General features: G+C 52.7%; 28 protein-coding genes. 11 read left to right on the top strand and 17 right to left on the bottom strand.

Annotation, left to right across the window (positions count from 1 at the left end):
• The first annotated feature begins 687 nt into the window (after positions 1-687).
• From V6U78_RS09320 to V6U78_RS09300, 5 genes are all read left to right on the top strand, one after another.
• Entirely contained in the window at positions 688-1,194 is a 507-nt protein-coding gene (locus tag V6U78_RS09320; RefSeq protein ID WP_405339724.1) for a hypothetical protein, read from the top strand.
• Positions 1,195-1,323: 129 nt separating this feature from the next.
• Positions 1,324-1,893 (top strand): DUF6985 domain-containing protein, encoded by a 570-nt coding sequence (locus V6U78_RS09315; RefSeq protein WP_405339722.1) that lies wholly within the window; start codon positions 1,324-1,326, stop codon positions 1,891-1,893.
• A 158-nt stretch (positions 1,894-2,051) separates the two neighbouring features.
• Positions 2,052-2,363: a hypothetical protein gene (locus V6U78_RS09310; protein ID WP_405339720.1), complete on the top strand. Its 312-nt coding sequence runs from the start codon at positions 2,052-2,054 to the stop codon at positions 2,361-2,363.
• 94 nt (positions 2,364-2,457) lie between these two features.
• Positions 2,458-2,865, top strand: coding sequence for a hypothetical protein (locus tag V6U78_RS09305; RefSeq protein WP_405339718.1), 408 nt, complete (start codon positions 2,458-2,460; stop codon positions 2,863-2,865).
• Positions 2,866-2,939: 74 nt separating this feature from the next.
• Positions 2,940-3,425, top strand: a complete 486-nt coding sequence (locus tag V6U78_RS09300) for a hypothetical protein (RefSeq protein WP_405339716.1) — start codon at positions 2,940-2,942, stop codon at positions 3,423-3,425.
• Positions 3,426-3,497: 72 nt separating this feature from the next.
• Here V6U78_RS09300 and V6U78_RS09295 read toward each other — a convergent pair whose 3' ends face one another.
• Entirely contained in the window at positions 3,498-3,836 is a 339-nt protein-coding gene (locus V6U78_RS09295) for an immunity protein YezG family protein (RefSeq protein ID WP_405339714.1), read from the bottom strand.
• Between the two features lie 142 nt (positions 3,837-3,978).
• Positions 3,979-4,311: a hypothetical protein gene (locus tag V6U78_RS09290; RefSeq protein ID WP_405339712.1), complete on the bottom strand. Its 333-nt coding sequence runs from the start codon at positions 4,309-4,311 to the stop codon at positions 3,979-3,981.
• Positions 4,312-4,508: 197 nt separating this feature from the next.
• Between V6U78_RS09290 and V6U78_RS09285 the strand changes: the two genes are divergently transcribed.
• Entirely contained in the window at positions 4,509-4,862 is a 354-nt protein-coding gene (locus V6U78_RS09285; protein WP_405339710.1) for a hypothetical protein, read from the top strand.
• 16 nt (positions 4,863-4,878) lie between these two features.
• On the opposite strand, the gene umuC is transcribed toward V6U78_RS09285, so the two are convergent.
• Together umuC and umuD are read right to left on the bottom strand one after the other, a co-directional pair.
• Positions 4,879-6,129 (bottom strand): translesion error-prone DNA polymerase V subunit UmuC, encoded by a 1,251-nt coding sequence (gene umuC, locus V6U78_RS09280; RefSeq protein ID WP_405339708.1) that lies wholly within the window; start codon positions 6,127-6,129, stop codon positions 4,879-4,881.
• Complete coding sequence (gene umuD, locus V6U78_RS09275; RefSeq protein ID WP_405339706.1) at positions 6,129-6,572, bottom strand: translesion error-prone DNA polymerase V autoproteolytic subunit; 444 nt, start codon at positions 6,570-6,572, stop codon at positions 6,129-6,131. Before umuD ends, umuC begins: the two co-directional genes overlap by 1 nt.
• A gap of 248 nt (positions 6,573-6,820) precedes the next feature.
• Here umuD and V6U78_RS09270 point away from each other — a divergent pair, with 248 nt between their 5' ends.
• From V6U78_RS09270 to V6U78_RS09260, 3 genes are read left to right on the top strand one after another with little or no spacing between them, the layout of a single operon-like run.
• Positions 6,821-7,795: a TAXI family TRAP transporter solute-binding subunit gene (locus V6U78_RS09270; protein WP_405339704.1), complete on the top strand. Its 975-nt coding sequence runs from the start codon at positions 6,821-6,823 to the stop codon at positions 7,793-7,795.
• Positions 7,776-8,267 carry a DUF1850 domain-containing protein gene (locus V6U78_RS09265; protein WP_405339702.1) on the top strand — a complete coding sequence of 164 codons (492 nt, stop codon included), beginning with the start codon at positions 7,776-7,778 and terminating at the stop codon, positions 8,265-8,267. The genes V6U78_RS09270 and V6U78_RS09265 overlap by 20 nt, the downstream gene beginning before the upstream one ends.
• Positions 8,254-10,263 (top strand): TRAP transporter permease, encoded by a 2,010-nt coding sequence (locus tag V6U78_RS09260; protein ID WP_405339700.1) that lies wholly within the window; start codon positions 8,254-8,256, stop codon positions 10,261-10,263. Before V6U78_RS09265 ends, V6U78_RS09260 begins: the two co-directional genes overlap by 14 nt.
• Positions 10,264-10,332: 69 nt before the next feature.
• Here V6U78_RS09260 and V6U78_RS09255 read toward each other — a convergent pair whose 3' ends face one another.
• The 3 genes from V6U78_RS09255 to V6U78_RS09245 are packed head-to-tail and all read right to left on the bottom strand — an operon-like array spanning position 10,333 to position 13,800.
• Positions 10,333-11,619 carry a 2-oxo acid dehydrogenase subunit E2 gene (locus tag V6U78_RS09255; RefSeq protein WP_405339698.1) on the bottom strand — a complete coding sequence of 429 codons (1,287 nt, stop codon included), beginning with the start codon at positions 11,617-11,619 and terminating at the stop codon, positions 10,333-10,335.
• Positions 11,620-11,629: 10 nt separating this feature from the next.
• The gene (locus tag V6U78_RS09250) at positions 11,630-12,607 is read right to left on the bottom strand and encodes an alpha-ketoacid dehydrogenase subunit beta (protein ID WP_405339696.1); all 978 of its coding nucleotides are present in this window, start codon (positions 12,605-12,607) and stop codon (positions 11,630-11,632) included.
• Entirely contained in the window at positions 12,604-13,800 is a 1,197-nt protein-coding gene (locus V6U78_RS09245; protein ID WP_405339694.1) for a thiamine pyrophosphate-dependent dehydrogenase E1 component subunit alpha, read from the bottom strand. The genes V6U78_RS09250 and V6U78_RS09245 overlap by 4 nt, the downstream gene beginning before the upstream one ends.
• A 297-nt stretch (positions 13,801-14,097) precedes the next feature.
• On the opposite strand from V6U78_RS09245, the gene V6U78_RS09240 reads away from it, so the two are divergent.
• Positions 14,098-15,591, top strand: coding sequence for a cryptochrome/deoxyribodipyrimidine photo-lyase family protein (locus tag V6U78_RS09240; RefSeq protein ID WP_405339692.1), 1,494 nt, complete (start codon positions 14,098-14,100; stop codon positions 15,589-15,591).
• Between the two features lie 30 nt (positions 15,592-15,621).
• On the opposite strand, the gene V6U78_RS09235 is transcribed toward V6U78_RS09240, so the two are convergent.
• The 10 genes from V6U78_RS09235 to V6U78_RS09190 form a co-directional block, all read right to left on the bottom strand.
• The gene (locus V6U78_RS09235; RefSeq protein ID WP_405339690.1) at positions 15,622-16,548 is read right to left on the bottom strand and encodes a mechanosensitive ion channel domain-containing protein; all 927 of its coding nucleotides are present in this window, start codon (positions 16,546-16,548) and stop codon (positions 15,622-15,624) included.
• A 45-nt stretch (positions 16,549-16,593) separates the two neighbouring features.
• The gene (locus V6U78_RS09230) at positions 16,594-17,493 is read right to left on the bottom strand and encodes a tetratricopeptide repeat protein (RefSeq protein WP_405339688.1); all 900 of its coding nucleotides are present in this window, start codon (positions 17,491-17,493) and stop codon (positions 16,594-16,596) included.
• Positions 17,486-18,526, bottom strand: a complete 1,041-nt coding sequence (locus V6U78_RS09225; protein ID WP_405339686.1) for an MlaD family protein — start codon at positions 18,524-18,526, stop codon at positions 17,486-17,488. Before V6U78_RS09225 ends, V6U78_RS09230 begins: the two co-directional genes overlap by 8 nt.
• Positions 18,527-18,534: 8 nt before the next feature.
• The gene (locus V6U78_RS09220; RefSeq protein WP_405339684.1) at positions 18,535-19,323 is read right to left on the bottom strand and encodes an ATP-binding cassette domain-containing protein; all 789 of its coding nucleotides are present in this window, start codon (positions 19,321-19,323) and stop codon (positions 18,535-18,537) included.
• A complete protein-coding gene (locus V6U78_RS09215; RefSeq protein WP_405339682.1) occupies positions 19,323-20,099 on the bottom strand; it encodes an MlaE family ABC transporter permease in 777 nt (258 codons plus the stop codon). Before V6U78_RS09215 ends, V6U78_RS09220 begins: the two co-directional genes overlap by 1 nt.
• A gap of 94 nt (positions 20,100-20,193) precedes the next feature.
• Positions 20,194-21,672 (bottom strand): polyphosphate:AMP phosphotransferase, encoded by a 1,479-nt coding sequence (gene pap, locus V6U78_RS09210; protein WP_405339680.1) that lies wholly within the window; start codon positions 21,670-21,672, stop codon positions 20,194-20,196.
• Positions 21,673-21,828: 156 nt separating this feature from the next.
• On the bottom strand, positions 21,829-22,374 hold the full coding sequence (locus tag V6U78_RS09205; protein ID WP_405339678.1) for a hypothetical protein: 546 nt from the start codon (positions 22,372-22,374) through the stop codon (positions 21,829-21,831).
• A gap of 125 nt (positions 22,375-22,499) precedes the next feature.
• Positions 22,500-23,543, bottom strand: a complete 1,044-nt coding sequence (plsX, locus tag V6U78_RS09200) for a phosphate acyltransferase PlsX (protein ID WP_405339676.1) — start codon at positions 23,541-23,543, stop codon at positions 22,500-22,502.
• Between the two features lie 7 nt (positions 23,544-23,550).
• Positions 23,551-23,730, bottom strand: coding sequence for a 50S ribosomal protein L32 (gene rpmF / locus V6U78_RS09195; RefSeq protein ID WP_405339674.1), 180 nt, complete (start codon positions 23,728-23,730; stop codon positions 23,551-23,553).
• 23 nt (positions 23,731-23,753) lie between these two features.
• Positions 23,754-24,290 (bottom strand): YceD family protein, encoded by a 537-nt coding sequence (locus tag V6U78_RS09190; protein WP_405339672.1) that lies wholly within the window; start codon positions 24,288-24,290, stop codon positions 23,754-23,756.
• Between the two features lie 146 nt (positions 24,291-24,436).
• On the opposite strand from V6U78_RS09190, the gene V6U78_RS09185 reads away from it, so the two are divergent.
• Positions 24,437-25,036 carry a Maf family protein gene (locus V6U78_RS09185; protein ID WP_405339670.1) on the top strand — a complete coding sequence of 200 codons (600 nt, stop codon included), beginning with the start codon at positions 24,437-24,439 and terminating at the stop codon, positions 25,034-25,036.
• The last annotated feature ends 53 nt before the right edge of the window (positions 25,037-25,089 follow it).

Genomic DNA, 25,089 nt, shown 5'->3' with positions numbered 1-25,089 from the left:
CTTAACAAAAACGGCTACTGAGATCATTGATCGAGTGGCCGTTTTTGTTTTTGTCTTTTTGCTGGCGCAAGTTTTCTTGTCGCTGGCAGCACTTTACGACCACTCCCCTGCACCTAGCCAGCCTTCCCGCGCTCTGCGTAAAAGTGACCCGCTCCCCCACACGCAAGTATTCAGCTGTGGTTATCATCGCCACAACCACCCCATCTCCTTGGCTGCCCCAAAAGTCTGGGTCCCTTTATGGTGATCTCAGGTCGGCCACGGGGGCATGGATCGTGGCTTGCGACTAAATTCTGGGTTCTCAACTGCTCCACCACAGGTGGGCTTTTTCTAGGCGTAACGGAGGATAGAGACCTGCACGACCAGTACATCTGAAAGCCTGTGACCTGCACAGGATCAATTTGCTCCCATCCGGTGTGCTCGACACTTCGCTAAGCTGGGCTCACTCTTGGCATGACCGTGCTGTCGCTTGAGATTGCTTGCCATCGATAAGGCTGAGCGATCTAGATGCAGAGTGACTTGGCCGCCGCTAGACTGGCCGCTGGCGCACAGCAGAAGGCCGGCCTACTTATATTGGAATTTGCTTTTTAAGCGGATGGATGGCAAATTCAGGCGCTGAGAGATGCAGAGGCAATAGGGTTATTATGCCTGCCTGCGATCAAAATGTTAGGCAACCAATGGATTTCTATTATGAGTGACCCTCAAGTGCCAATGCATCGGAAGATGTTCAATAATGCTCGTTTCTATTCTGAAGGAGCAGCTTTATTATATGAAAATATATTTTCCGGAAAGCAAAGCGCCAATTATTCCGCTCCAGCCGTGCTTTGCTCAACGTTTTGCATCGAGATTTTACTGAAGTGTCTTGTCCTGATTCAGCATGATGATGTCTATTCTCGCCAAGACGTGCTCAACAAGGAAATTAAAATCGATGACCATAAATATTCGAGTATCTTCTCGAAGATAGACCCAATCATCCAAGATAAAGTTGTTGAGAGTTATAATACTCTTTTTTCATCTGACATTTCAAAAGAGCAATATTGTGAATTACTTACAGAGCTTGGAGACAATGGATTCATTGAATGGCGCTATGTGCATGAGAACATTAATGGAAAAAATCTTGATATACAGCTCCAGAATAAGATAACAGACTCTCTGGGAAAAGCTATCGAAGCTATTTATAAGCACAGGGGACTATGAGTCAATCGCCTAATAAACGGCTCATGGGCGACCTACGTTCCGTCGGCCTTTTTTGTGGTAGGTACCACAAAAAATTCCAACCGCACTCCGGTACCATAGCCGGGCGGTTAGTGCTCCCTGAGAAATCACATGAAATTAGAAATCGCAAATATAGATTTTACTAAAGAGAAAAGTGAATACAACGAAGATTGGTATGATTGGCTGTCCTCTGAGTTAGCAATCTCTTTTCTGAATAACTCAAAGCTCAAGATAAGACTTGATTTCAATGATCAAGAATTGGAAGAATACCAATCCGAAATTGAGACAACGCTAAGAAACACCCTAAATCTGGGGCAAAGCGACAGAGAGAACCTAAAGAAACACCTATATGCATACTACAAAGACCTTGTCTTAGATGTTGGAGAAGAATACCTTGAGGATATGCCTGCTCAAGAAAATGAAGATCATATATGGGAATTCGTACATCTATCATCTTTATCGATTAGTAAAAGCCAGATAACTGAAGAATTTTTCTGTCAATTCACTGGGAGATGTGACTGGGAGGTTGAACATGGGGTATCAATATCCTTCAAGAACGGTAATAATCTCGCCAAAGTTGGAGATTACGGGCACGTAAATAACTCTGATGCCTATGCAGATCAAACCATGGATAAGTATATTTACTATGGTAATATCATCAAGACTTATGCAGCGGAATAGCACTAGCAAGCAGCAGCAACGGACAAATTTTCCGTGGAGCGCGGAGCTATAACTCATGGGGACATCGCATGGCTCTAAGAGATTACGCAAGCTAAGACGAAGATGATTACTACGGCCAGAATTTTGAATGTCAGGGCGTCGTCTCAGTATGGCTTGGATTGAATGATGAAAAGGATAATCCTGATGGATTAGATGTCTTGCAAGATCTATGTGGCGTTGGTTATTACCGGCTAGATCAGCAAGAGAGTAATTGCTTTGACTTCAAGTTGTGCCCTGTAAGAGAACTCATTGACGATTTATCCTATTCTGAATCCTATTCAGATGAAATTATTGAAGCTGCGGAAAGAATGACCATCAAGCAAGCTAGATATGTGGTTTTGCAGTTCGATTTCAAATACGACCCCAAAAGAGTGAAGCGAAGCATGTGTGATGATCCAGTTTTTATCGGCGCATTCAAATACTCTGTATAGTCGTTATAACAAGTCGTGCCATTCTCTACCTTCAGCAGCTGGGACGCCGCTACACGACGCCCATTCACATCCACGTTATAAATCAGAGTGAAGCATGAAAGAATTTCCGCTACAGAAAATTGCTTTTACAAAAGCCAAGATCCAAGGAAAAGATGGAAGCGTTTCCATTGAAGTTGGTGTTGCACCTTTTGAATTGAGCTTAGATGACTATTCTGAAAATGTGGATACATGTATCCGCCTAGACTGTGTTCGTATTCCACGGAATCCGATGGAACTTGAGGGGCGGGAATTCGCATTTCCAATCAATCCGGCTCCTGGCTACATTGACGCTTCTATTTATTTCTTTGCGGCTCATAATCCTATAGATGTTACGAAAATCGTATTTGGTAATATTCAATCTAATAAGCTACCCATTACGCTTGAAACAAATTGGATTCTTGAGTATGAAAGAACCGGCTTCAGAAACTTAAGAAAAACAGTGGTCACAAACATTGAGTTATAACAATGCCAAGAAGGTGACAGCATGGTGATCAAGAGCCTGAATCAGCTCGCTATCGTGATAGTGGCAAACGAATAATGACGAGAAGGACGAGCAACAAGCAGCACTCTGCGCCTAAAACCCTGCCAGACTACCAGATGTTCCCCGTGGGCATGTGGCCTATGTTTGGCGCTGTTTTGCTGATGCTAGCCTGCCTGGTGATGACTGTGCTGCTGATATCGGATATCGCAGCCCTGTGGGTGAAAGAGCAGACGCTGATGTACCTTGAGCTTGCGGCATGGGTTCTACTGAGTTTGATCCTCTCAACCAGCACTTTCCTGCTATCCCGCGGCTACTGCATCTTTCATAGATTTTTAATCTGGCACAATCGGGCTTATATGCTGTTGCTGGCGGCGGCTACTCTTTTCGCTTGGCTGGCGGGGACAACCAGCATGGTCCTTGTTGGCGCAATGGGGCTCAGCTGTGCCTTGCTGGCACACTGGCTCTACTGCTCAAAAAAATACAGCAAGGGCGTCGAACACTATCGTCTGATCTGGGCTCATTTTAGAGCCCAAAAGCCTTAGAAAGCCTCTGATTAACTACTGCGCTCATGACGTTGATCAGAGGTTTCCTAGATCAACGCCACGATTAACGATCTATGAGCTGGCCTCGACTTCATCCGCAAGCCCCTGATCCCATTCAAAATCAACACAAAATTGACCTGTTGGATAGAGTTTAAATCTTGCGCGATTCCAAGCGTCTGCTTTATTTTCATCCATCACCTGGCGCAGCTGCTTAAAAAGAAGATAGATTGAATAATCAATATCAAAATCTTTCTCGACCTCTAAAGAGCCCGCCTGTTGATAGGTGCAATCAAACTCACCAGCTTCTAGCAGGTCATCAAATACAACCAACGCAGCAGACCACTCCTCTTCAATTGAGCGAGCAAGACCCTGCGCAATTTTCAGACAAACATCCTTTTCATTTTCTTTCATCTTTATCCATCCGCATTATTCCATTCAATCTAATCAATAAGCCCATTTTGATTTAGGAAGCAAGGCGCGAATCAACACTCAACTCCATTGGCCTTACCCTTCCACAATAAAACTAAAAATCGCAATACAGGAATACAAAAGTCTAGTGCGCAACATCAACCTGATCAGCCAAGGCTTGATCCCACTCCACATCAAAACTGAATTCACCTTGTGGACGCAAGGTATATCGAGCCCGATTCCACCGAGCATCACCGCGTTTCATCATGATTTGATACAAGTCTTCTAAGTCATCAAAGGCTTGATCCTGAACAGAGAAAAACTGCACTTCATCCGTTTCTGGTGATAAATACTCCCCATCGACACCAATAGAGTCATCCAGCCAGGTGATATTGATCCAAGCTTGATCCCATAAAGAAGGCAAACTCAGCCGGATACCCTGATCAAGACTGACATAGATTTCATCCTCTATTCTCATGCATCACCTCCTTCTTTGTTATGTGAAATGGTTATGCACCATGTTATAACCAGCAGCCAGCAGGCGCTGCATCCTACACCCTATCCCTGTTGATCTAGATCGGATTTCATCTTGTTTTTGTTCTGCTCACCCTGAATGTGATTGACATTTAACCACTCTCTGATTCAATAAGATACAGATCAAAACAAGGAGGTTACATGACTCTTCAGCAGCAGCACACCCATCTGATTGATTATTCAGCTTCTGGCTCCAGATCACTGATGCAGCGGCCCGCTCGTGCCAGAGATCAGACAGCAAGATTGGCATCCTTAGGCCAAGCCGATAGCTCACCTGTTGGACTGCTCTTTTTAGGAGCCTTGATCTGCGCCTGCTTGGCTTTATTTTCACAAGGCTGGGTGGCGTGGGTCTTTGCCGGCTCCACGAGCCTGCTGTTGATTGCGCTGCTGCTTGAGAAACGCCGTCATGATCAGCAGCAGATCGATTTTATTCCTGATCCACCGCCAAATGCACAGAATAAGCCTGCTGAACAGACCAATGAGCCGCAAATCTAGAAGCCTCTGATCGAGATTAGCTGACTCGAGGAAGATCACTCCAGCGCGTGGTATAGGCCGGTGACTGTAGCGCAGACTGACGAGTTCCAACACCCCTCACTCCCTGAGCGGCAAAAAAAACCTCCCCGACGCCTCGTTGATGCAATTGGTCCAAGACCTGCATTAATTTGGCGCTCTGCGGCTTACGGGGGATATCCTCTAATAGAGAAGGCTGCCAACAGCCTGGGGCATAGAAATCACTTAAAATCACACCTGCCTTCATATAGCGCGGTCCGGGCTTCCAAATCGATTTGAGAACTTGATGCGCCATTTCAATCAAACGCCGTGTATCCGCACTGGGTTCCAGCAAATCCAGTGTCGCGCTATTGGCATAGTAGCCTGCCTGATGCGGGCTAGTACGAATAAACACGGTGATTTTCTTTGCCAGACGCTCTTCTTGACGCAGTTTACGCGCCGCTCGGGTGGTAAAAAGACTGATGGCCTCTCGCAAGCGCGTAAAGTCAGTAATGCGTTCACTAAAGGAGCGCGAACAAATCAGCTGTTGCTTGGCACTATGCACCTGACGCAGCCGCAAGCAGGATTGGCCTCTCAGCTCACGCACCGTCCGCTCCAGCGTCAAGGAGAAGTGCTTTCGAATCCAGGCGGGATCGGAATCGGCCAAGTCTAAAGCGCTGATTTTACCTTGGGATTCAAGTTGCGCCGCCAATTGCCGCCCAACGCCCCACACTGCACGAACCGGCAAGAGTGCTAGCAGGCGACGTTGGCGCTCTGGAGCGGATAAATCTACAACCCCTTGGGTGGCTGGATAACGCTTGGCAGCATAGTTTGCTAACTTCGCCAAGGTCCGAGTGGGTGCAATGCCCACACAGGTGCGTATGCCCGTCCACTGCGCGACCTTGGCTCGCAGCTGCTGCCCTATGGCCTGCCAAGGGGCAGTCAATCCCTGTAAATGCACAAAGGCTTCATCAATGGAGTAGATTTCCACCTCTGGCGCATGGGCTTCGAGCGTGGCCATGACACGTTGCGAAAGATCGGCATAGAGGGCAAAGTTGGCCGCAAAGCAGACCACCCCCTCGGCTTGGATCAAGGCCGAAATTTGAAAGACAGGCACGCCAATCTGGATACCCAAGGCCTTGGCTTCGGCTGAGCAGGCCACCACACATCCCTCCTGCCCTGACAGCACAACGACAGGCCGATCACGCAAATCAGGCCGAAAGAGCTTTTCACAACTGGCGTAGAAGCTGTTGCAATCCACCAGCGCATACATTAGCCCGCGCCTCTCAATGCATGCAGCACAAAAGTCACCACCCCCAAAATCTCCAGATCCGCGCCCTCTGGAATGGGGATCTCAGGCCACCCAGCATGGCGCGGCACCAGACGCACCTGAGGGCGGAGCGCCAGCTCTTTCACGGTGTGCTCACCAAAAAGACGCGCAATGACGATATCGCCATGACGTGCGGTGAGTGCACGATCCACAACCAGAATATCTCCAGCAAAAATACCAGCTTCGATCATGCTCTCGCCCTGAGCACGGACAAAAAAGGTCGCTGCCGGATGCTGAATACAGAGGGTATTTAAATCCAGTGTCCGCTCCACATCCTCTTGTGCAGGAGAAGGAAAGCCAGCACTGACGGCATCTTGATACAGGGGAATAGCCAGTCGAGACTCTTGCACCAGTGCTTGTCCTAGCCAATCAATTGAAGGTGTCATGACACCCCTCCACGATACTGATTTTTTATACAGTAATTAATTCATGACCAAGATGCAACCTCCCACATCACTGCAGCCCTGAAACCCAGCCTGCACGGATAAAATGGATGACAATTTTGCTTGGTTGTTTTAATCTCTGACGTCTTTTGACTGAAGAGTCATCAAAAAAACCAGTCACAACTGGATAGATGATGCTTGTTTAGTAAAAAGCAATATTGATAACAGATAAAACACAGAGGAAGATTGACATGAAAACAAAAAGCCTATTGAGCGGCGTGATGGCGCTAATCTTGGCTGGCGGTTTGGCGGCTTGCTCCAGTGAACAAGCAGAGGATACAGAGCGTGATCGCTTGGATGCGCGCCTGATCACCATTGCTACCGGCGGTGCTTCTGGTCCTTATAATATTATTGCGACCAACTTAGCTGAACAATATAACCGTGTGTATGGCGTGAATGCGCGCACACAAACCACCGGTGCCTCGGTTGAAAACATGAACCTGTTGGCCGGTAACCGTGTTGAAATGGCTTTTTTAATGAGTGACGTTTTAAGCTATGGCATCAATGGTGAAAATAGCTTTGCAACACCTATTGAAAACGTGCGTCAAATTGCAGCCTTATATCCTAACTATGTGCAGGTTGTGACTTCACAACGCTCCGGCATCGAGACGCTGGATGATCTGCGCGGCAAGCGCGTTGCCGTGGGTGCACAAAACTCAGGTGTAGAAGTGAGCGCCCGCACTCTGCTGAATGGTCATGGCATCACCTATAACGACCTGCGTGTGGATTATCTGGGTTATGCCGAAGCGGCCGATGGCCTGCGTGCTGGCCGTATTGATGCAGCCTTCTTAACCAGCGGCATCCCCAACGCTTCTTTAATGGAATTGGCACAAAGCTTTGATCTGAAGCTGGTCACCATTACGCCTGAGCGTTTAAGCCCAATCATCGCCGATCGCCCCTACTTTGTGGGCTTAGAGATTCCAGCCAACACCTATGGCAATGCAGAAGCCATTCCTACTGCGGCCATCATGAATGCGCTGGTTGTGCGTGAAGATCTGTCTGAGAATGATGTGTATCGTCTGACGCGCACCTTCTTTGAGAGCCTGCCACAGCTGCTCAGCGCCCACCAAGCTGTGCGTGATGTCTCCTTAGAGCGTGCTCAGCAAGGCCTGGTTGCGCCACTGCACCCAGGTGCACAGCGTTACTATGATGAGGTTGCCCAGTAAGCTGGTGTATGGAGCAGGTTTCGGCCTGCTCCTGCTGGTGTTCAGTAGCTGGCCTGTGCCACGTCTGATCATCGAGGCAGAAGGCTTTGCCTGCCAGCTCAACACCCCTCGTTTCACCTTATCCTGGATACATTCTGTCGAACACAGCCGCTGGGAAGAAGATTACCAGCTGGTTGCCAGTGGTTTTTTGCTGTACACCACCCGCATGGAAAGCTTCGGTGCAGGCTCCCCCTATCAACTCACGCCCAGCGCGAGTCAGCAAGAGGGAGTGCTGGAATATACCTTGGAGCGCCACTTCAATGAGCTTCATTGGTTTATTTCTCCGAGTATGGACGCCCAGATCATCACACCCAGCGAAAAGTATTATTTTTCAACCTGGGTAGAACAAATGACATCGGTCCATTTTACGCTGCAATCTCGACCCTTGATTTTGACTTTATTTGCGAAGGAAACCTGCCATGCGCCCGAATGAAACTCCAACGGACAGCGCGACGACAGCAGAACAACAGGCTCTGCTCGAAAAGCTCGATCGCCAATCCGCGACACGCCATCTGGGGCACTCCCCACTTGGCCTGCTGGTGATGCTGCTCGCGATCAGCTATTCCGTTTTTCACCTTTATATCACCTATTTTCCACTCCCTGAGCTTCTCCAGCGTGCAACCCACGTAGCGATTGGCTTGGTGTTGATTTTTCTACTGTATCCAAGCAACAACAAAGCCAGTCGGGCACGAGCCAGCTGGGATGATTGGTTGATGGTGTTGGCCTCTATCGTCACGCTGGGCTATCTGGTGATGGAATACCAGAACATCATGACCACCCGTGGCGGGATACCCAACACCCTCGATATTGCGATGGGTATGGTCACCGTACTGCTGGTGCTGGAAGCGGCGCGACGGACCATGGGCTTGGCCTTGCCGATTCTGGCGCTGATTTTCTTAGCCTACCCCTTTGTCAGCCATCTGGACATCATGCCCGATCGCCTGCTGACGCGGAATTTTGATCTGGGCGATATCTTTGGCCATATGTACCTGAAAACCGAAGGTCTCTACTCTTCCGCCATTGGTGCCTCGGTTAACTTTATCTTCCTGTTCATCTTGTTTGGTGCCTTTTTGGCCAAATCAGGCATGGGCCAGCTCTTTAATGATCTGGCGTTAGCACTGGCAGGCCACAAGCAAGGCGGTCCAGCCAAGGTCGCGGTCATTTCAAGTGGCTTTATGGGCAGTATTAACGGTACAGCGGTGGCAAACGTTGTCGGAACGGGCGCCTTCACCATCCCGCTGATGAAGAAGATCGGCTATCACCGCAACTTTGCCGGTGCAGTCGAGGCCAGCGCTTCGGTCGGTGGGCAGATTTTACCGCCCATCATGGGGGCCAGCGCCTTTATCATGGCGGAAACAACTGGCGTGAGCTACGGCACCATCGTACTGGCCGCCATCCTCCCTGCCTTCTTGTACTATCTTGGCGTGATCACCCAGGTGCATCTGCGCGCAGGCAAGGATAACCTCAAAGGCATTCCTAAGGCTGATCTGCCACGCGCTTGGGATGTACTCAAAGAACGCGGCCATTTGCTGCTGCCGATCTTCGCGCTGGTTTACTTCCTCTACCAGTCTGTGCCGGTGAGCTTTGCGGCCTTCTACACCATCTTGTTGACCATTGGTGTCAGTTCACTGCGGGCATCCACGCGCATGTCGATCAAAGATATTCTGGATGCCTTAGCTGATGGCGCACGCCAGTCTCTGTCGGTGATGGCAGCCTGTGCTGTGGTGGGCATCATTATCGGTGTGGTCGGCTTAACCAGCTTTGGAACGGTGATGACTTCATCGATCATGAGCATTGGTGCCGGTTCGCTCTTTTTGACCCTCTTCTTCACCATGATTGCTTCGATGATTCTGGGCATGGGCCTCCCCTCAATCCCAGCCTATATCATTACCGCAACCATGGCGGCACCTGCGTTGGCCAACTTTGATATTCCCATTCTGGTCGCGCATATGTTCGTCTTCTACTTTGGTCTTTTTGCCAACATCACACCGCCTGTTGCTCTGGCTGCCTTTGCAGGTGCTGGTATTGCTGGTGGTGATCCCATGAAGACAGGCTTCCAATCACTGAAACTGGCTTTGGCAGGGTTTATCATTCCGTTTATGTTTGTTTACAACCCCGCGATGCTGATGATTGATGCCACTGATTTGGATGTGAATGCGCGTGTGTTCTCCATTCCCGATATTACGGTGATCCTCACCATCGTGGTGACCTCGATACTAGGGATTATTGCACTGAGCGCCTCGGTTGAAGGCTACTTCAAGACGCGCATGCCCGCCTTGATGCGCTTGGCAATGGCGGCGGGGGCTTTGATGCTGATCTTCCCTGAAGGGCGCACTGATCTGATCGGGATGGCGCTGGTGATAGCGTTGATGCTCTTCAACTACGTCCAAGCGAAGCGCGAAACCCACAGCTTGACGCCTTCTCAGTAGAGCAAGGCAACGACACCCAGTCGTGAAGGATGCAATGAGATCGGCCTCTATAAAAGAGGCCGATTTTTTTTAGCGCAATTGCGCCAGCATCGTGATAGGTTGTTCCAGATAACCCTGCCAACAGCGGCAGAAGCTGGCCATAGTGGCACCATCAAGCACACGATGATCACCCGACCAGCTGACCTGAATCAGATCTCGGGCCTCGACCTCGCCCTGCGCATTAAAGCGCGGCAGGCGCTGCACTCGCCCTAAAGCCACGATGGCAACTTCTGGCACATTCAGGATCGGCGTGGCGACCGTTCCCCCAAGGGCACCAATATTGGAAATACTGATCGTTCCTCCTTGCATCGACTCAGCACTCAGACGCCCTTGGCGTGCAGCCTCAGTTAAGCTCGTCACCTGCTGCGCGATCTGTTGCAGTGTGAGATCCTGCACCCGCTTCACATTCGGGACGAGAAGACCATGCGGTGTTGCTGCGGCCATGCCGATATTAATGTCATCCAGATAGGTGATCTCGCTGCACTCTGCATTGACACGGCTATTCAGAATTGGGAAGTCCGCAATCGCTAAGGCGAGCGCCTTCATCATCAAAGGCATCAGGCTCAGCTTAATGCCCTGCTGCTCAAACTGGGGCTTCAACTGGGCGCGCACCTTGAGCAATTCAGTGACATCGATCTCTTCTACATAGGTAAAAGTGGGCACCTGCCACGCCAGCTGCATCTGCTTGGCCATGGCCGCCTGAATACCTTTTAGACGCTGAGTCTTGCCCGCGAGACTGGTGTGCGCTGATGCAGCGGCCCTTGCAGATGATTCAACAGCCGGAGCCGTTTGATAGGCCAGCAGGTCTTCCTTCAAGATGCGGCCTTCTTTGCCACTGCCTTGCACCTGATGCAGATCCAGCTCCAACTCGCGCGCCAAACGACGCACAGCTGGGCTGGCAAGAGGCTTCTCCAGCAGCGGCGCGGATGTTGCTGCGCTCTGTTGCGAGGCCACAGCCCGATCCACCTGCGAACTGGCAGCGGCGTCGCTCGCTGGGGCCGCCGTTTTGGGCTCAGGCGTCTTTGGCAGGGCTGCGCTTGTCTGTTCACCTGGCTGCTCATGCTGCTGGGCCGCCTCCCCCTCAACCTCAATTTGATACAGGGGCTGACCCACGCGCGCGATCTCGCCCTTCTTCCAATAATGCTGGAGCAGCTTGCCGGTGTGCATAGCGGTGATTTCAACCATCACCTTGTCGGTCATCACCTCCGCAACAGGTTGATCTTCCGTCACGGCTTCGCCTTCAGCCACATGCCATTCCACCAGCTCACATTCAACGATGCCTTCACCGATATCCGGCAGGATAAAATCAATTTTCATCTTCTGCTCCTTAGTCATCCAAACAGGCTTGAATTGCATCAAGAGTCCGCAAGGCATTGGGGAAGTATTCCTTCTCCAGCGCCAAGGGGAAGGGCGTATCCCAGCCTGTGACACGTCGAATCGGTGCTTCTAAGGAGTAAAAACAGTTTTCTTGCAAGCTGGCCACCAGCTCGGCACCAAAACCGCTGGTGCGTGGGGCTTCATGATTGATGACCATGCGCCCCGTTTTACGCAGCGAGCGCGCCAGTGTCTCCTGATCCCAGGGCAGCAGGCTACGCAGATCGATCACTTCGCAGGAAATACCCAGCTCTGCCGCCTGATCGGCCGCCTGTTCTATCGTTTGTACCTGCGCCCCCCAAGCCACCAGCGTAATGTCCTGACCTTCACGCAAGACTTCAGCCTGACCCAAGGGGTGCATATAGTCTTCTTCTGGCACTGGACCCACTGCAGCACGATAGAGTTTTTTCGGCTCAAAAAAGAGCACCGGATCAGGGTCACGAATCGCCGCCAGCAACAGGCCCTTCGCCTGCTCTGGATTGCGCGGCACCACTACCTTCAAACCGGGCGTATGGGTGAAGTAGGCTTCGGGTGATTGCGAGTGGTAGAGACCGCCATGAATACCGCCACCGTAAGGACTGCGAATGGTCAGCCCACCCACATTGAACTGGTTGCCTGAGCGATAGCGGTACTTAGCGGTTTCATTCACGATTTGATCAAAGGCAGGAAAGATATAATCCGCAAACTGAATCTCAGCCACCGGCAACTGCCCCTGCGCGGCTAAACCATTGGCAAAGCCGATAATGCCCTGCTCGGTCAAGGGGGTGTTAAAACAGCGCTGCTGGCCGTATTTCTGTTGCAGCTGGCTGGTGGCACGAAACACGCCACCAAAGGCCCCAACATCCTCGCCAAAACACAGGACGCGCTCATCCTGTGCCATCGCCAGATCCAGCGCTGAATTAATGGCTTGCAAGAGGTTCATCTGCTTCATAGGCAGGCCTCCTGCACACGCGCAGCCGTTGCTGGATAGGCTTCGGGATGACGCAAAATATGCGCCCGCGCCTGGGCCTGCTGCTCTTGTAAATGCCAAGGCAGCTGCGCATAAACATCGTTAAAAAGCTCTTCCAAGGGCGGAGTGGGGCGCTTTTCTGCTTTTTTCATCGCCGCCATAATGGCCGCACGATGCTCTTGCTGCCGCGCCTGATCCTGCTCTTCGCTCCACCAGCCTTGACGCACCAGCCAACGATAAAAACGCTGCACTGGGTCCTGCTCGCGCCATTGATCCTCTTCTTCACGCTCGCGATAACCGCTGGGATCATCAGAGCTGGAATGGGCACCTAGGCGATAGGTCATGGCCTCAATTAACACTGGGCGCTGTTCTTCAACAGCGATCTGCCGCGCCAAGCGGGTTGCTTCATAGACGGCGAGAGCATCATTACCATCCACACGCAGGGTCGGAATACCATAGCCTGCACCGCGACTGGCGATCCCATCACCCGCCATCTGCTCGTGCACCGGCGTTGAAATGGCATAGCCATTATTGCGACAGAAGAAGATCACCGGAGCCTGCAGCACCGCCGCCATATTCAAGCCAGCATGGAAATCCCCTTCTGAAGCCGCGCCCTCGCCAAAGTAGCAGATCACACACTGACGTTTGCCTGCCTGCTTCAGCCCATAGGCATAGCCAGCGGCCTGCGGAATTTGTGTCGCCAGCGGTGAAGAAATCGTGACATAGTTCAGCTCGCGTGAACCATAGTGAATCGGCATCTGCCGCCCTTTGCCCAGATCAAGATCATTGGCAAAGATCTGATTCATAAATTGATCCACACCAAAACCTCGCCAAGCCAATGCACCCTGCTCGCGATACTGAGCAAAAATCACATCCTCAGCATCCAGTGCAGCGGCACTACAGGTATCGGCGGCTTCTTCACCGGTTTGGGTCATATAAAAACTGATCCGCCCCTGGCGTTGAGAAGCCAACATGCGCTCATCAAGTGCGCGCACAAATAAGAAGGTATCGTGGATTTTCAGCGCTGTTTCTTTGGATAAGGCCGGAGCCTCTGCCGCAGGATAGAGCTGCCCATCTTGCTGCAAAATGCGGAAGGTGGGGATGAGCCTTGCATGAGGGTCAAGGAAGGTAGGCTGATGCGACAGCGCTACGCCCGTGCGTCGTAGGTCATTCATGGCTAGTACCTTTTGGGTGACTTGTTGTTGTTATTACGCCACTTCAACTCAAGCCGATTGTGTCAGCTGAGCTTCTTACTGGTGCGACAGAAAGATCGTTTCTATCCCACTCAAGTAACCTGATATACCAAGCAGACTAGCAATATCTCTTTCACAAAAGCAACTCTTGCGCCCTTGAAAACCTTAGACCTTAGTCGTAAGGCAATCTCGTTTTGCGCTGCCGCAAGATCAATAAAACTGATGCTGCAAAGCGGTATTAAACTGTTATTCTTCGTTTTTTTTGCTGGCAGTCATCAGATGGCAAAAACCAAGATCAATCTAGTCTGGCTCAAACGAGATTTGCGCCTTGAAGACCATGCCCCTCTCGCGGCAGCGGCTGAAGCTGGCCTGCCAACACTGATCTTTTATACTTTTGAGCCTTCACAGCTGCAAGAGGCGCATCAGGATGCACGCCATGCGCGTTTTATCGTGCAGAGCCTGACTGATCTTGCCCAGCAGCTCGAACAACATGCAATACAGCTTCTGGTCTTTTGGAGCGAAATCCAGCCCCTGTTGCAGCAGCTGCGCGAGGATTTCACTCTGGTGACCCTCTTCAGCCATCAGGAAACAGGGCTGGCGGCCAGCTTTGCACGTGATCAACAGCTCGCGCTCTGGTGTCGCCAACAGGGAGTGGACTGGCAGGAGTTGGCTCAGCATCCGGTGCAGCGTGGCCCCAAGGGGCGTCAACAGTGGCGACGTCAAGCCAAGGCCTTTTGGAGCGCGCCACAGTCCTGCGTGAACTGGGCCAGCTGGTCACCAGTGCGACTTGGGCCAGAGCATCAGGCCTGGTCACTCAAGTGCCAACGCCTGCCGCGCGCTTGGCTCACACCAGTGGCAGACCAGCAGATGGGGGGCAGCCAGAGAGCACAGGCACATCTGAGGCACTTTCTGAACGAGGCATTGCCCTTTTATCGCCAGCATATCGGTTCATCCAATCAAGAAAGCCGCTCGACCTCGCGTCTGTCGGCTTATCTGGCCTATGGCAACCTCAGCGTGCGTCAAGTCATACAACAGCTGACGGCACAAGCCCCCTCGCGCCCGCAAAGCCGCTTCTATACTCGTCTGGCGTGGCAAGGGCATTTTATGCAGAAGTTTGAATCGGATTGGCGTATTGAGCAGGAAGCCTTGAACCCTGCCGTGGGTGCGCTGTGGCAGGCCCGCCAAGCTGAGCTGGACCCCAGCGAGCAAGACCGACGCTGGCAAGCCTGGTCGACTGGGCAGACCGGCTTTCCGTTAGTAGATGCGGGGATGCGCGCGTTGATTCAGACTGGGTTTGTGAGCTTTCGCCTCCGCGCCCTGCTGGTCAGCTTTGCCTGTCATCATCTGGAGCTGGATTGGCGCACAGTGGCGCTGCATCTGGCACGCCTGTTTCTTGATTTTGAGCCAGGGATTCACTACCCGCAAATCCAGATGCAAGTTGGGCTGACTGGTTTTAATACCCTGCGGATTTACAATCCGGTGGAGCAGCCGCGACACAAGGAGGCGCAGGCCGCTTTTATTCAACAATGGGTGCCAGAATTAAGCCCTCTGCCTTGGCCTCTTTTGCATCAACCCTGGCAGCTTACACCTTTAGAAAAGCAGTTTTACCCCAAGCTTGACTACCCTGAACCCATCATCGACTCTCAAGCCAGTGGCCGCGCCGCACGCGAACGCCTCTGGACCTGGCAGCGCTCTGCGCCAGTACAAGCTTGGGTGCCACGTCTGTTGGCCACGCAGGTTGAAGCCCCCAGCCGTCTGCGCGCATCGCGCTAGCGCCTCTTGGCCCCTGCTGGGTTTTATCGACTAAGGGCTAGGGCGGCTTGGCAAGGGCTCGGCATCCTGCTCGGCACCCTGCTCGACAACAGGGGCTTGAACTTCACTGGCCGCTTGAGCGCTCTCGCCCAGCTGGGCAAAGACCTGATGCAAGATGGCCTGTTCGATGGCACTGCGCTGCGCCAGAGGCACGGGCAAGCGGATCACCAGCATCACCTTATCCGCTTCAGGAAAATGCAGGGTCACACGCGGCTCCACACTGGGGGCATCCAGCCCACGGTGGACGGACATGCGCTCCATCTGCTGACGCGCCGCGCTCAGGTAGGGCGCCACCTGCTCTTGTGCCGCCTGCAAAAAAGCCTGCTCTGCTTGCATCCACGGATCTTTACGCAAAAAAGGCACCGTCATCACATGCAGGGCGTAGCGCTGCGTCAGGCTCTCGTTGATCACTGGCTCTGAAAGGAACAAGGCATTTGGCAGCACCAAAAGCCGCCCAGTACGCTGATGGGTCAGCTTGCCGGGGCCGACCTCTAATAGCTGGGTGACAAAGAGATTCTGATCGATCACATCACCACGAAAATCCTTGATCTGGATACGATCCCCGATCGCAAAGGCACCGGAACTAGCTTTCAGCAAGCCACCCGTCAGACATAAGATCAGCTCTTTGGTGGCAATCACAATCGCGGCGGCAATCGCGACCACCGAAAGCGCCAAAGCGCGTAGCTCCTGCCCCCAGATCATCAATAAACCCAGTAGCAAGATCAGCAGCAGGCCATTGCGTGAATACACCAGCCATTTATGACGCAATTCAGCCAGCGGGATATTTTTGCGGATCAAACCGGCACTGATGCGGCGCAGAATCAAAATCGCCACTATCAGCACGCCACTGCTGAACAGATGGCGCATCATGGTATCGGAGAGGGTCAACTGGCTGGTGAGTAAAGAAAGTTCGGGCATCACAAGACTCTCTGGATGGTCAGGGACAAGGCTAGGGCGCGCTGGTCAATAGCGAGCAACAGAAGACAGATCAAGACGTTGCTCTAGGGCCCGCATCGCCCATTGCTCGCCTTGAGCAAGACGCAGAGTATAGGCCCGCTGCCAGTAAAAGACCGCCTGATCAAGATGGCCTTGCTGCTGATAGTGATCACCTAGATCGGTCAAGGTGGCGGCCAGCGCACTCCATGCGCCCTGAGTGCGATAAAATTCAGCCACGGCATACAGCTGCGCCTGTGCGGCCTCAGGTGCCTGGGACATCTGTTGCGCAGCCTCAAAACGCTGGAGCCGATAAGCATAGTGATCGCGCAAACGCGGCGAGATCTCAGCCTGGGCCAACCAGTGTTGCAGCTCCACGAGAGCCTCTGCCCAGTCAGGGTCCTGATCGGCCTGCGCCAGCTCAATCGAGAGCACCCCAACAGCCAAGAACAAGCTCGGCGGCAGCGACTGAGCAAGGAGACGAGCGGTGTATTGGCGTGCGGTTGGGAGATCACCCTGCTGGCGTGCGTTCAGCGCAGCCAGATAATCTTTTTGCAGACGAAATACTTGCAACTCCTGCTCCAGCGCTTCAGGGCTGGCTTGCAACCATGCCAGATGCCTTTCTTGCGCGGCCAATAAGCTGGCCGCCTCGGTATCCGCACCCAAACGCAGGGCCAGCTCAATACGGGCGGCGCGGGCCTGCAGCTGGCCTCGCCAATGATCACTCTGCTGATAGGCCTCTTGCGCACGCTGCCAATAGCTGACCGCCAAAGACAAGCGCCCTTCATCCTGAGCCTCTTCAGCAAGTTGGCTCCAACGGTGCGCCTGCTGCACACTGGCAGGCAACGGCTGGCTCGGTGTCTGCTGCGCGCAACCCACCAACACACTACTGAGCACAAGCAGCGCCCAGATCAGGCTGCGGCTAATCATAGGGCTGTACCTCTATTGGGCGCTGGGAGGCGGGCGGCCTTCTGCTGGGCTGATGGCGCGACAGAGGCCAGGTGTGGTTCAGTGCCTCTAAGAGCTGCTCGCTTTCTTGCATCAGCACTTGAATTTGATCCGCCCACAAGGGCAGGCGATCCATCTGTTGATTCACGATACTCAACGTCTGATTCACCTGCTCCACCAGCCGCTGAGATTCATCCACCAGAGGGGGCAGGCTAGGCAACAGCGACTCGCTCTGAACGGCCAGCCGCGTCATAGAGGCCAGTAAAGGCTCGGCCTCTTCTAAGCGCTGCTCGACACTGGCGAGGCTGGCTTCCAGCTGCTCCAGACTCCGCTCAACCCCCTGCTGAAGCTCCTGACTCTGGAGCAGCTGACCGACCAGGCCTTCACCCGCTGCAATGCCTTGAGTGATCTGACGCACATCACGACTGATCAGTTCCACCTGCTCCAGAGTCTGGCTGAGGTGCTGCGGCTCAATCGCACTGGTGATGCGTGCAAGATTCTGGATGGTCACCTCCATCGCATGCAGCACAGGCTCAACCTGACTCAATAGCTCATCAATCGAGGCATTAGGCGCAACCAGCAACAGCGTGCCCTCCGGCAGCTCAGGCTGATCCAAGGAACCCGGCGTGATCTCAATACTTGAGCGCCCAAGTAAAGACAGCTTTCCCAGGCTGACCTGAGAATCTGCCCGCACAAGACGGCGATACTGCTCCTGAATCCGCGCCGTCAGCACCAGCTGATGCTGATCATTCAGCTCAATGCTTTCGATCCGTCCAACTTGTATGCCAGAAATACGCACCGGTGTATCACGCGCCAGACCTTCCGCACTCATCACTTGCAACTGAATGCGCAACGGAGATTCAAACAGGCCCCACTGCTGGCGACTGAGGATCAACAACAGCACAATCAGACCCAGCCCACCCAGCACAAACACGCCCACCAGCTTTTCCTGCGCGGAATAGCTCAGTTGATGGATATAGTGGCCTCGCGCCCGCTGGCCTGAAGACTTAGGCATAGATGAGTTCACTCCCTCTGTGCTGGCGGATGTCCGCTTCGATATGCGTGACAATACTGACGCACTGAGACGCTGTCACTCGCTAACAAGGCGGACCAGCTGCCATAAATAGCCTGATGCTCAGCACTGACATAAAAAAACGCCTCGGCATGCTGGGCCGCAAAGTCCAGCGCCTGACCACTGATCAGCAGATAACTATCCTGACTCCAAAGACGCAGCGCCGCTTCGATACTGGCACAATCAGGCCAGTCCAAACCCAGCCAAGGGTCTTCGATCAAAAAAATCTTAGGCTGCAAAAGACGCGCTCTCACTAAAGCCAGCTGCACCCGCTCTAAGGGCGATAAAAAAGCGGGTAACTGGGTGAGATCTCCCGCAAACTGGATCTCAGCCAAGGCCTGCTCCATCCGTGCGCGCGCCAGACGCTCAGGCTGCCCATGATACAAGGCAGGAAGCAGCAGATTATCGCGAGCATTGCGCACTGAGAGCAGCGCCATCGGCTGCATCACACACACCAGTTGCTGACGTAATTCTTCCTGAGCCGTTGCCTCCCACTGGGTGAGATCTCGTCCTTGATAAAGAACACGACCCGCCGCCAAAGGCGCAATACCGGCCAGACTGAGTAGATACAAGCGTCGCCAGCTGGCCTGCGGCCCCAGCACAAAGCTCATCCCCTGTGCCGCCAGCTGACCCTGCAGAGCACTGGCGATCACACCCTCAGGTTGCATCTGCTCAATGCTGAGCAGGTTTTCTGTCGCGGCTAGCGTGGCGCGCTGTCGAACTTGTTGTTGATGATCCACTAGAAGAGAGCCATGACACCATTGAAGACAAAAATCCAGCTTAAGGCATAAATCAGTGCCCGCTGGGTTTGTTGAGGCAGCTCAGTCGGTGAGCGCTCGACTTGCAGCGCATGATAGCAGGCAATACTGGCCATCAGCAGACCAAAGCCCAGATTTTTGGTCAAAAAAAACAGCAGCGCCAAAGGCTGAAAAGCACGCGCGATATCCTCAAGAAACAGCAGATAACCCGGATGCTCGACCAGTGCCAACAACAAAATACCACTGACCAAAGCCAGTGCGGCGCAATAGATCGCCAGCAGCATCTGCGCCAGCCCAACGCCCAGTATTCTGGGTGCCAGAAAAATAGTGTGCGTCCGCACGCCCAGCATTTCTAAGCCCTCCAGCTCACGATGCAGCTTCATTCCACCCAGATCCACCACTATTGCCGAAGCCGTGCGTACCAGCAGAATCACGGCGGTCAACAGGGTCGCCAGTTCATAAACCACCACGCGGATCAATAAGGCAATAATCTCGGCTGGGTCCATTAAAGACTGCAGGGCCAACACCAGCGGCAGGGTCACCGCCATCCCGACCCCTAAAGCCAACAGGCTTAAAACAGGCAGGGCATCAATACCGGTGAAAATCAGCTGTCCAAGCAGCGTGCGATAGCTGGCCAGATTAAAACGCAAGCGCCCTGCCTGCCAAGGCGATAAGGCCCGCAGCGTAAACAGGGTGAGCGCATAAAGATAAAGCGGGAAACCAAGGGTAAGGCGGCCTAGCGCACCGATCCACTGCATGATTCTGCCTTCTGGATAAACTGAAAAGCTGAGCCTGAAAAACAAGCTCAGCTTCTTTCTCGTCATGCTGCATCAACAGGTGAGAGAAGAAGGGCTAGCCTAGCATCTGCTCCAAACGCTCACACAGCAGCTTTAAAGCCTGTACACGCGCATAGCGCTTATCATTGCCCTCGATAATAAACCAGGGGGCGCGCTGGGTACTGGTGCGCTCGATCATATCCGATACAGCCCAGGCATAGTCATCCCAGCGCTCACGGTTACGATAGTCTTCTTCAGTGATTTTATGCTGCTTATAGCTGATTTGTTCACGCGCTTTAAAACGGGCTAGCTGCTCATCCTGATCAATATGTATCCAGTATTTGAGCAACAGAATACCATGCTCGGTCAGCTCTTCTTCAAACTCGTTGATCTCCTGATAAGCCCGTATCCATTCATCCTCACGCGCATAGCCTTCAACCCGCTCCACCAGTACACGACCATACCAGGTGCGATCAAAAATGGTCATATGGCCTGCTCGTTGCAAATGCCGCCAAAAGCGCCACAGATAATGACGGGCGTTCTCTTCATCCGTGGGGGCCGCAATCGGAATGACGCGATAATGGCGCGCATCCAAGGGTGCAATCATCCGCCGAATCATGCCGCCCTTGCCCGCCGCATCCCAGCCTTCCAAGGCCATGACGGTGCTGATTTTCTTTTTATGCGCCCGACGTGCCAGCTCATTCAGCTTGGCTTGATATTCCGCCAGTTGCTGCTGATATTCTTTTTTCTTCAGATTTTTGGAAAGATCAACAAAATCCAGCAAGGTGGTGTGATCATGCCGCTGCTGGCTCCAATCCACAGAGGGAGAGATTAAAAACTTGGGATCAGTATCAATACGGCGACGAATCATATCGCGCAATAAGCGCCCCACAGTCAGACTGCGATAGGCTGGGTCCAACCCTTCCACAATCATCCAAGGCGCCTGACCTGTACTGGTCATTTGCAAGGTCGCCTCAGCCACATCACGGAAACGATCATAGACCTTGATATTATCCAGATTCTTCTGCGTGACCCGCCAAGCCGTCTGCGGATTGGCCGCTAAGCCTTTGATGCGTTCTTTATACTGGGCCTTCCCTAGATGCAGCCACACCTTAATGATCAAAGTGCCATCATCAACCAGCATTTTTTCGAGAATATTCACGCGATTCAGGTAGGCTTCATGCTCAGCCACACTGATGCGTTCGGCAACAAGATCACTGATCGCATCGCTATACCAAGAGCTAAAATGGATACCGATCTTGCCCTTGGCTGGCAGCGCACGCCAATAACGCCAAAAGTGCGGGCGCTCTTTTTCTTCATCGGTGGGCTGATCAAAAGCGGAGGTTTCCAGATGGCGAGGGTCCATCCATTCATGAAGCAGATTGACCATTTCGCCCTTGCCAGCGCCATCCACACCAGAAATCAGCAGTAAAACAGAGAAATCACAGTGCAACAGTTCTTGCTGGAGGGATAACAGCTCGGCACGCAAGCCTTCAAGTTCTGTTTTATAGAGCTTTTTATCGAGGGTACGGCTTAATTCTGCGGCTTCAAACATGGGGCTTCCTCTTGTTATGTCCTTGTCATGCCTGCTGCGCCGACAAGACCCATCCAAGCATGTCACCCTCGCCGACAACAAAAGACTAGCAGGAAAGATCCCCTATCTGCCACTCACAAAAAGAACAGCCGCGCATTCAGGCAAATCAGAGGCCCCCTAGTCCACCAGATGCGAATGGAGCAGATCCACCCCGGAGCAGAGTGGGCCACCGAGTAGATGATCCGCATAGGTTTGAAGCTCGCCCAGCTCACCCACCACCCGCTCTTTACCTGCCCCCCAGCCTTCAATCTCAAAATTGAAACGCCGCCAGAAATTACGGCGCGCAGCCAAGGGCTCAAAAGTCACGGATTGGGGAGGTTTTAAACGCCCAGCAAGGCGCGTCTGGCTGGACAGCACATCCGTCAGGGTAAGAATCAAACTATTGACGAGAAAGGTCGAAACACCCTGACCCGAGAAGGGGTTCGGCAGCTGATGATCGAGCAGTGGCTGGGTTCCTGTCAGATCAATAATTTTGATTTGATCATGAATCGCACTGGTCACGCTCAGCGTCGCACGCTGCACGCGCCCATCTATTTTGGCTGCAAAATGCAAGTGCAATAAGCTTTGCTTGGCCTCAACATAAAGGCCCGCGCTGCCGGTCGGCACAGCAACAGGCACTTTAATACCACTTAAAAGCTGCAAAAGACGCTGATAATTCTCCACCTGCTCTCTTCTCCCCGCTGGATAAGCCTTTTATCCCAGCCCAGACCGTTTAAAAAGAGCAAGCTTAGCTGAAAACCTGCCAAAAATAAGCTGCAAAATGTAAACAGGCTCAACAAAAAGAGCGATTAATCAAAGGAGGCAGATTCATCACGCTGCAGCTCTCGCAATAGCTGCTCGGGCAGCTTCTGACGGGCTTCGATCGCAGCTCGCTGAATCGCAAAGGCAAAACCCCGTGCATCGGCATTGCCATGGCTTTTGACCAGACTACCACGCAAGCCAAGAAAGCTGCCGCCATTATAGCGCACTGGGTCCATCTGCTCTTTGAGTCGCTTTAAAATCGGCCGCGCCATAATGCTGACAAGGCGGCTATACAAGCTGCGTGCAAAGATCTGCTGAATCTGCTCAGAGAGAAAGCGTGCCAGACCTTCACTGGTTTTGAGTGCAATATTGCCGACAAAACCATCACACACCACCAGCTGCACATCACCACTGAAAATGGCATGGCCTTCGATATAGCCTTGGTAGTTCAAGGCAGGGTGCTGCTCAAGACGCTGCGCAGCCAACTTCACCTGCGCATTGCCCTTAATCGATTCATGGCCTACGTTCAGCAGCGCCACGCTCGGTTGTGGCAATCCATCGACACAGCGCACCATCACCGAACCCATTAAGGCAAACTGCACCAGATGCGCAGCCTGACAATCAACATTGGCACCTATATCCAGCAAATAGCTCACCCCACGACGGGTCGGAATCACGGTACTGATCGCAGGACGCTCAATACCGGGCAGCATGCCCAAGACCTGACGACCAATCGCCATCAAGGCGCCGGTATTGCCTGCGCTGACGCAAGCCGCACTTTGGCCTTCTGCTACTAAGCGCAAAGCCAGGTGCATCGAGGAATTTTTTCGCTGACGTAATGCAAAACTGGGGGCGTCATCCATCCTGACCCAAGTCTCACTGTGCAACAGATGAATACGCTCTGCATAGTGATGGCTGAGTTGATGCTGTGCAAGACGAGCTTTGATTTGATCAAGATCACCGACAAGGGTGACAGAAAGGGAGGGATCAGCAGCGAGTGCAAGGAGTGCACCCGCGACTTGATAATGGGGACCTGAGTCCCCTCCCATCGCATCGATGGCCAGCGAAACTGGCTGATCAGCGAGGGTCAAAGGTGGCTTAGTCTTCGTCTTTGTTGATGACTTGACGACCACGATAGAAGCCTTCAGCAGTCACATGGTGACGACGGTGAACTTCACCAGTCGTTGCGTCCACAGACAGGGCAGGCGCGCTCAGCGCATCGTGTGAACGACGCATATCACGCTTGGAACGGGTTTTACGGTTCTGTTGAACAGCCATGATCTACTCCTGGATTGACAAATTCACTGCTCTTTCTTGAGCGAATGCTTTAAATCCGCTAGAGCACTGAAAGGGTTATTGGGTGGTGTTGCGACAAGGGTTTCTTCAAGAGCGGGTTGTTCAATTTCATACTGCTTGCACTCGCCCTGCGGGTGATAAGCCACCAGAGGTAAGGCCAACAGCACTTCATCTTCTAACACCGGCCCAAGCTGAAGCCGCTCATTTTCAATAAAAACTGGCTCATGGGTCCGTGGCAGCTTCACGGCAGCTTCATCGCTGGTGACCAGCCCCCACAAAAACTCACTCTCTAATTCCTGACGAACAGGTTGCAGACAACGCTGGCATTCCAAAGTGACTTGGCCTTGGAGCCGCCCTTGCACTTCTAAAGTGCGCTGGGTTCCATAGCTAAATTGCAAGTCAACCTTGAGCTGCCCCTCTGTATCACACAGAGCCGCCTGTACCCTTTCCATGTTTTCCAACACGAGGTCAAAGCTTAGTGCTTTGCCTGCGGCACAAAACTTGTAAGGATCAAGGGGTGAATGCAGATATTCGTTTGCCATAAATTTCAAGCGCGCAATAATAGGGGGATAAAGCTTTGCTGTCAAAGCTCACATGATGATTTCTGGCTTGAGCCACGCGATCAGGCCGCATATTCTAAAGACTTATGCAGACGAAGTCACCCGTTAAAAACGAGAAAAACATCAAGATGCCTTCTTTATTACTTGCTTCCAGCTCACCCTATCGCCAAGCCCTGCTCAAAAAGCTCCAGCTGCCTTTTATCAGCGCCAGTCCAGAGATCGATGAATCCGCCCTGCCTGGCGAGCACATCACCGCACGCGTCGAGCGCTTGGCACAAGAAAAAGCCGCCGCCTTAGCGAGTCAATATCCTGATCACTGGATTATTGGTTCCGATCAACTGTGCAGCTTTCAAGGCGAACAGCTGGGCAAGGCAGGCACCACGGAAGCCGCTCTGGCGCAGTTGATTCGCTTTCGCGGCCAAGCGGTGACTTTTTACACTGGACTCTGCTTGCGCACACCCAGCCACAACTTCAGCTGCGTAGAGCCTTTTACTGTGCATTTTCGCGATTTCACTCCCGCTGAGGCGCAAAGCTACATTGCGCTGGAGCAGCCGCTGGATTGCGCAGGCAGTTTTAAATCAGAAGGCTTAGGGATCACCCTCTTCGAACGCCTGGAAGGTGATGATCCCAATAGTTTGATTGGTTTGCCGCTGATTCGCCTGTGTCGCTTCCTCGACAGCGCAGGTTGCACACCGCTACTGGCCGCAAGATCACCAGCGACCCGCTAGAGCGCCTCAATCTTTCAGCGGCCTGAATAAGCCAAGAAACCTCTGATGCACTA

It is taken from the genome of Marinospirillum alkalitolerans, assembly GCF_045055655.1.
Lineage (GTDB): Bacteria > Pseudomonadota > Gammaproteobacteria > Pseudomonadales > Halomonadaceae > Marinospirillum > Marinospirillum alkalitolerans.
The sequence above is the reverse complement of the archived record's forward strand: the minus strand, read 5'-3'. Positions and strand labels throughout refer to the sequence as shown.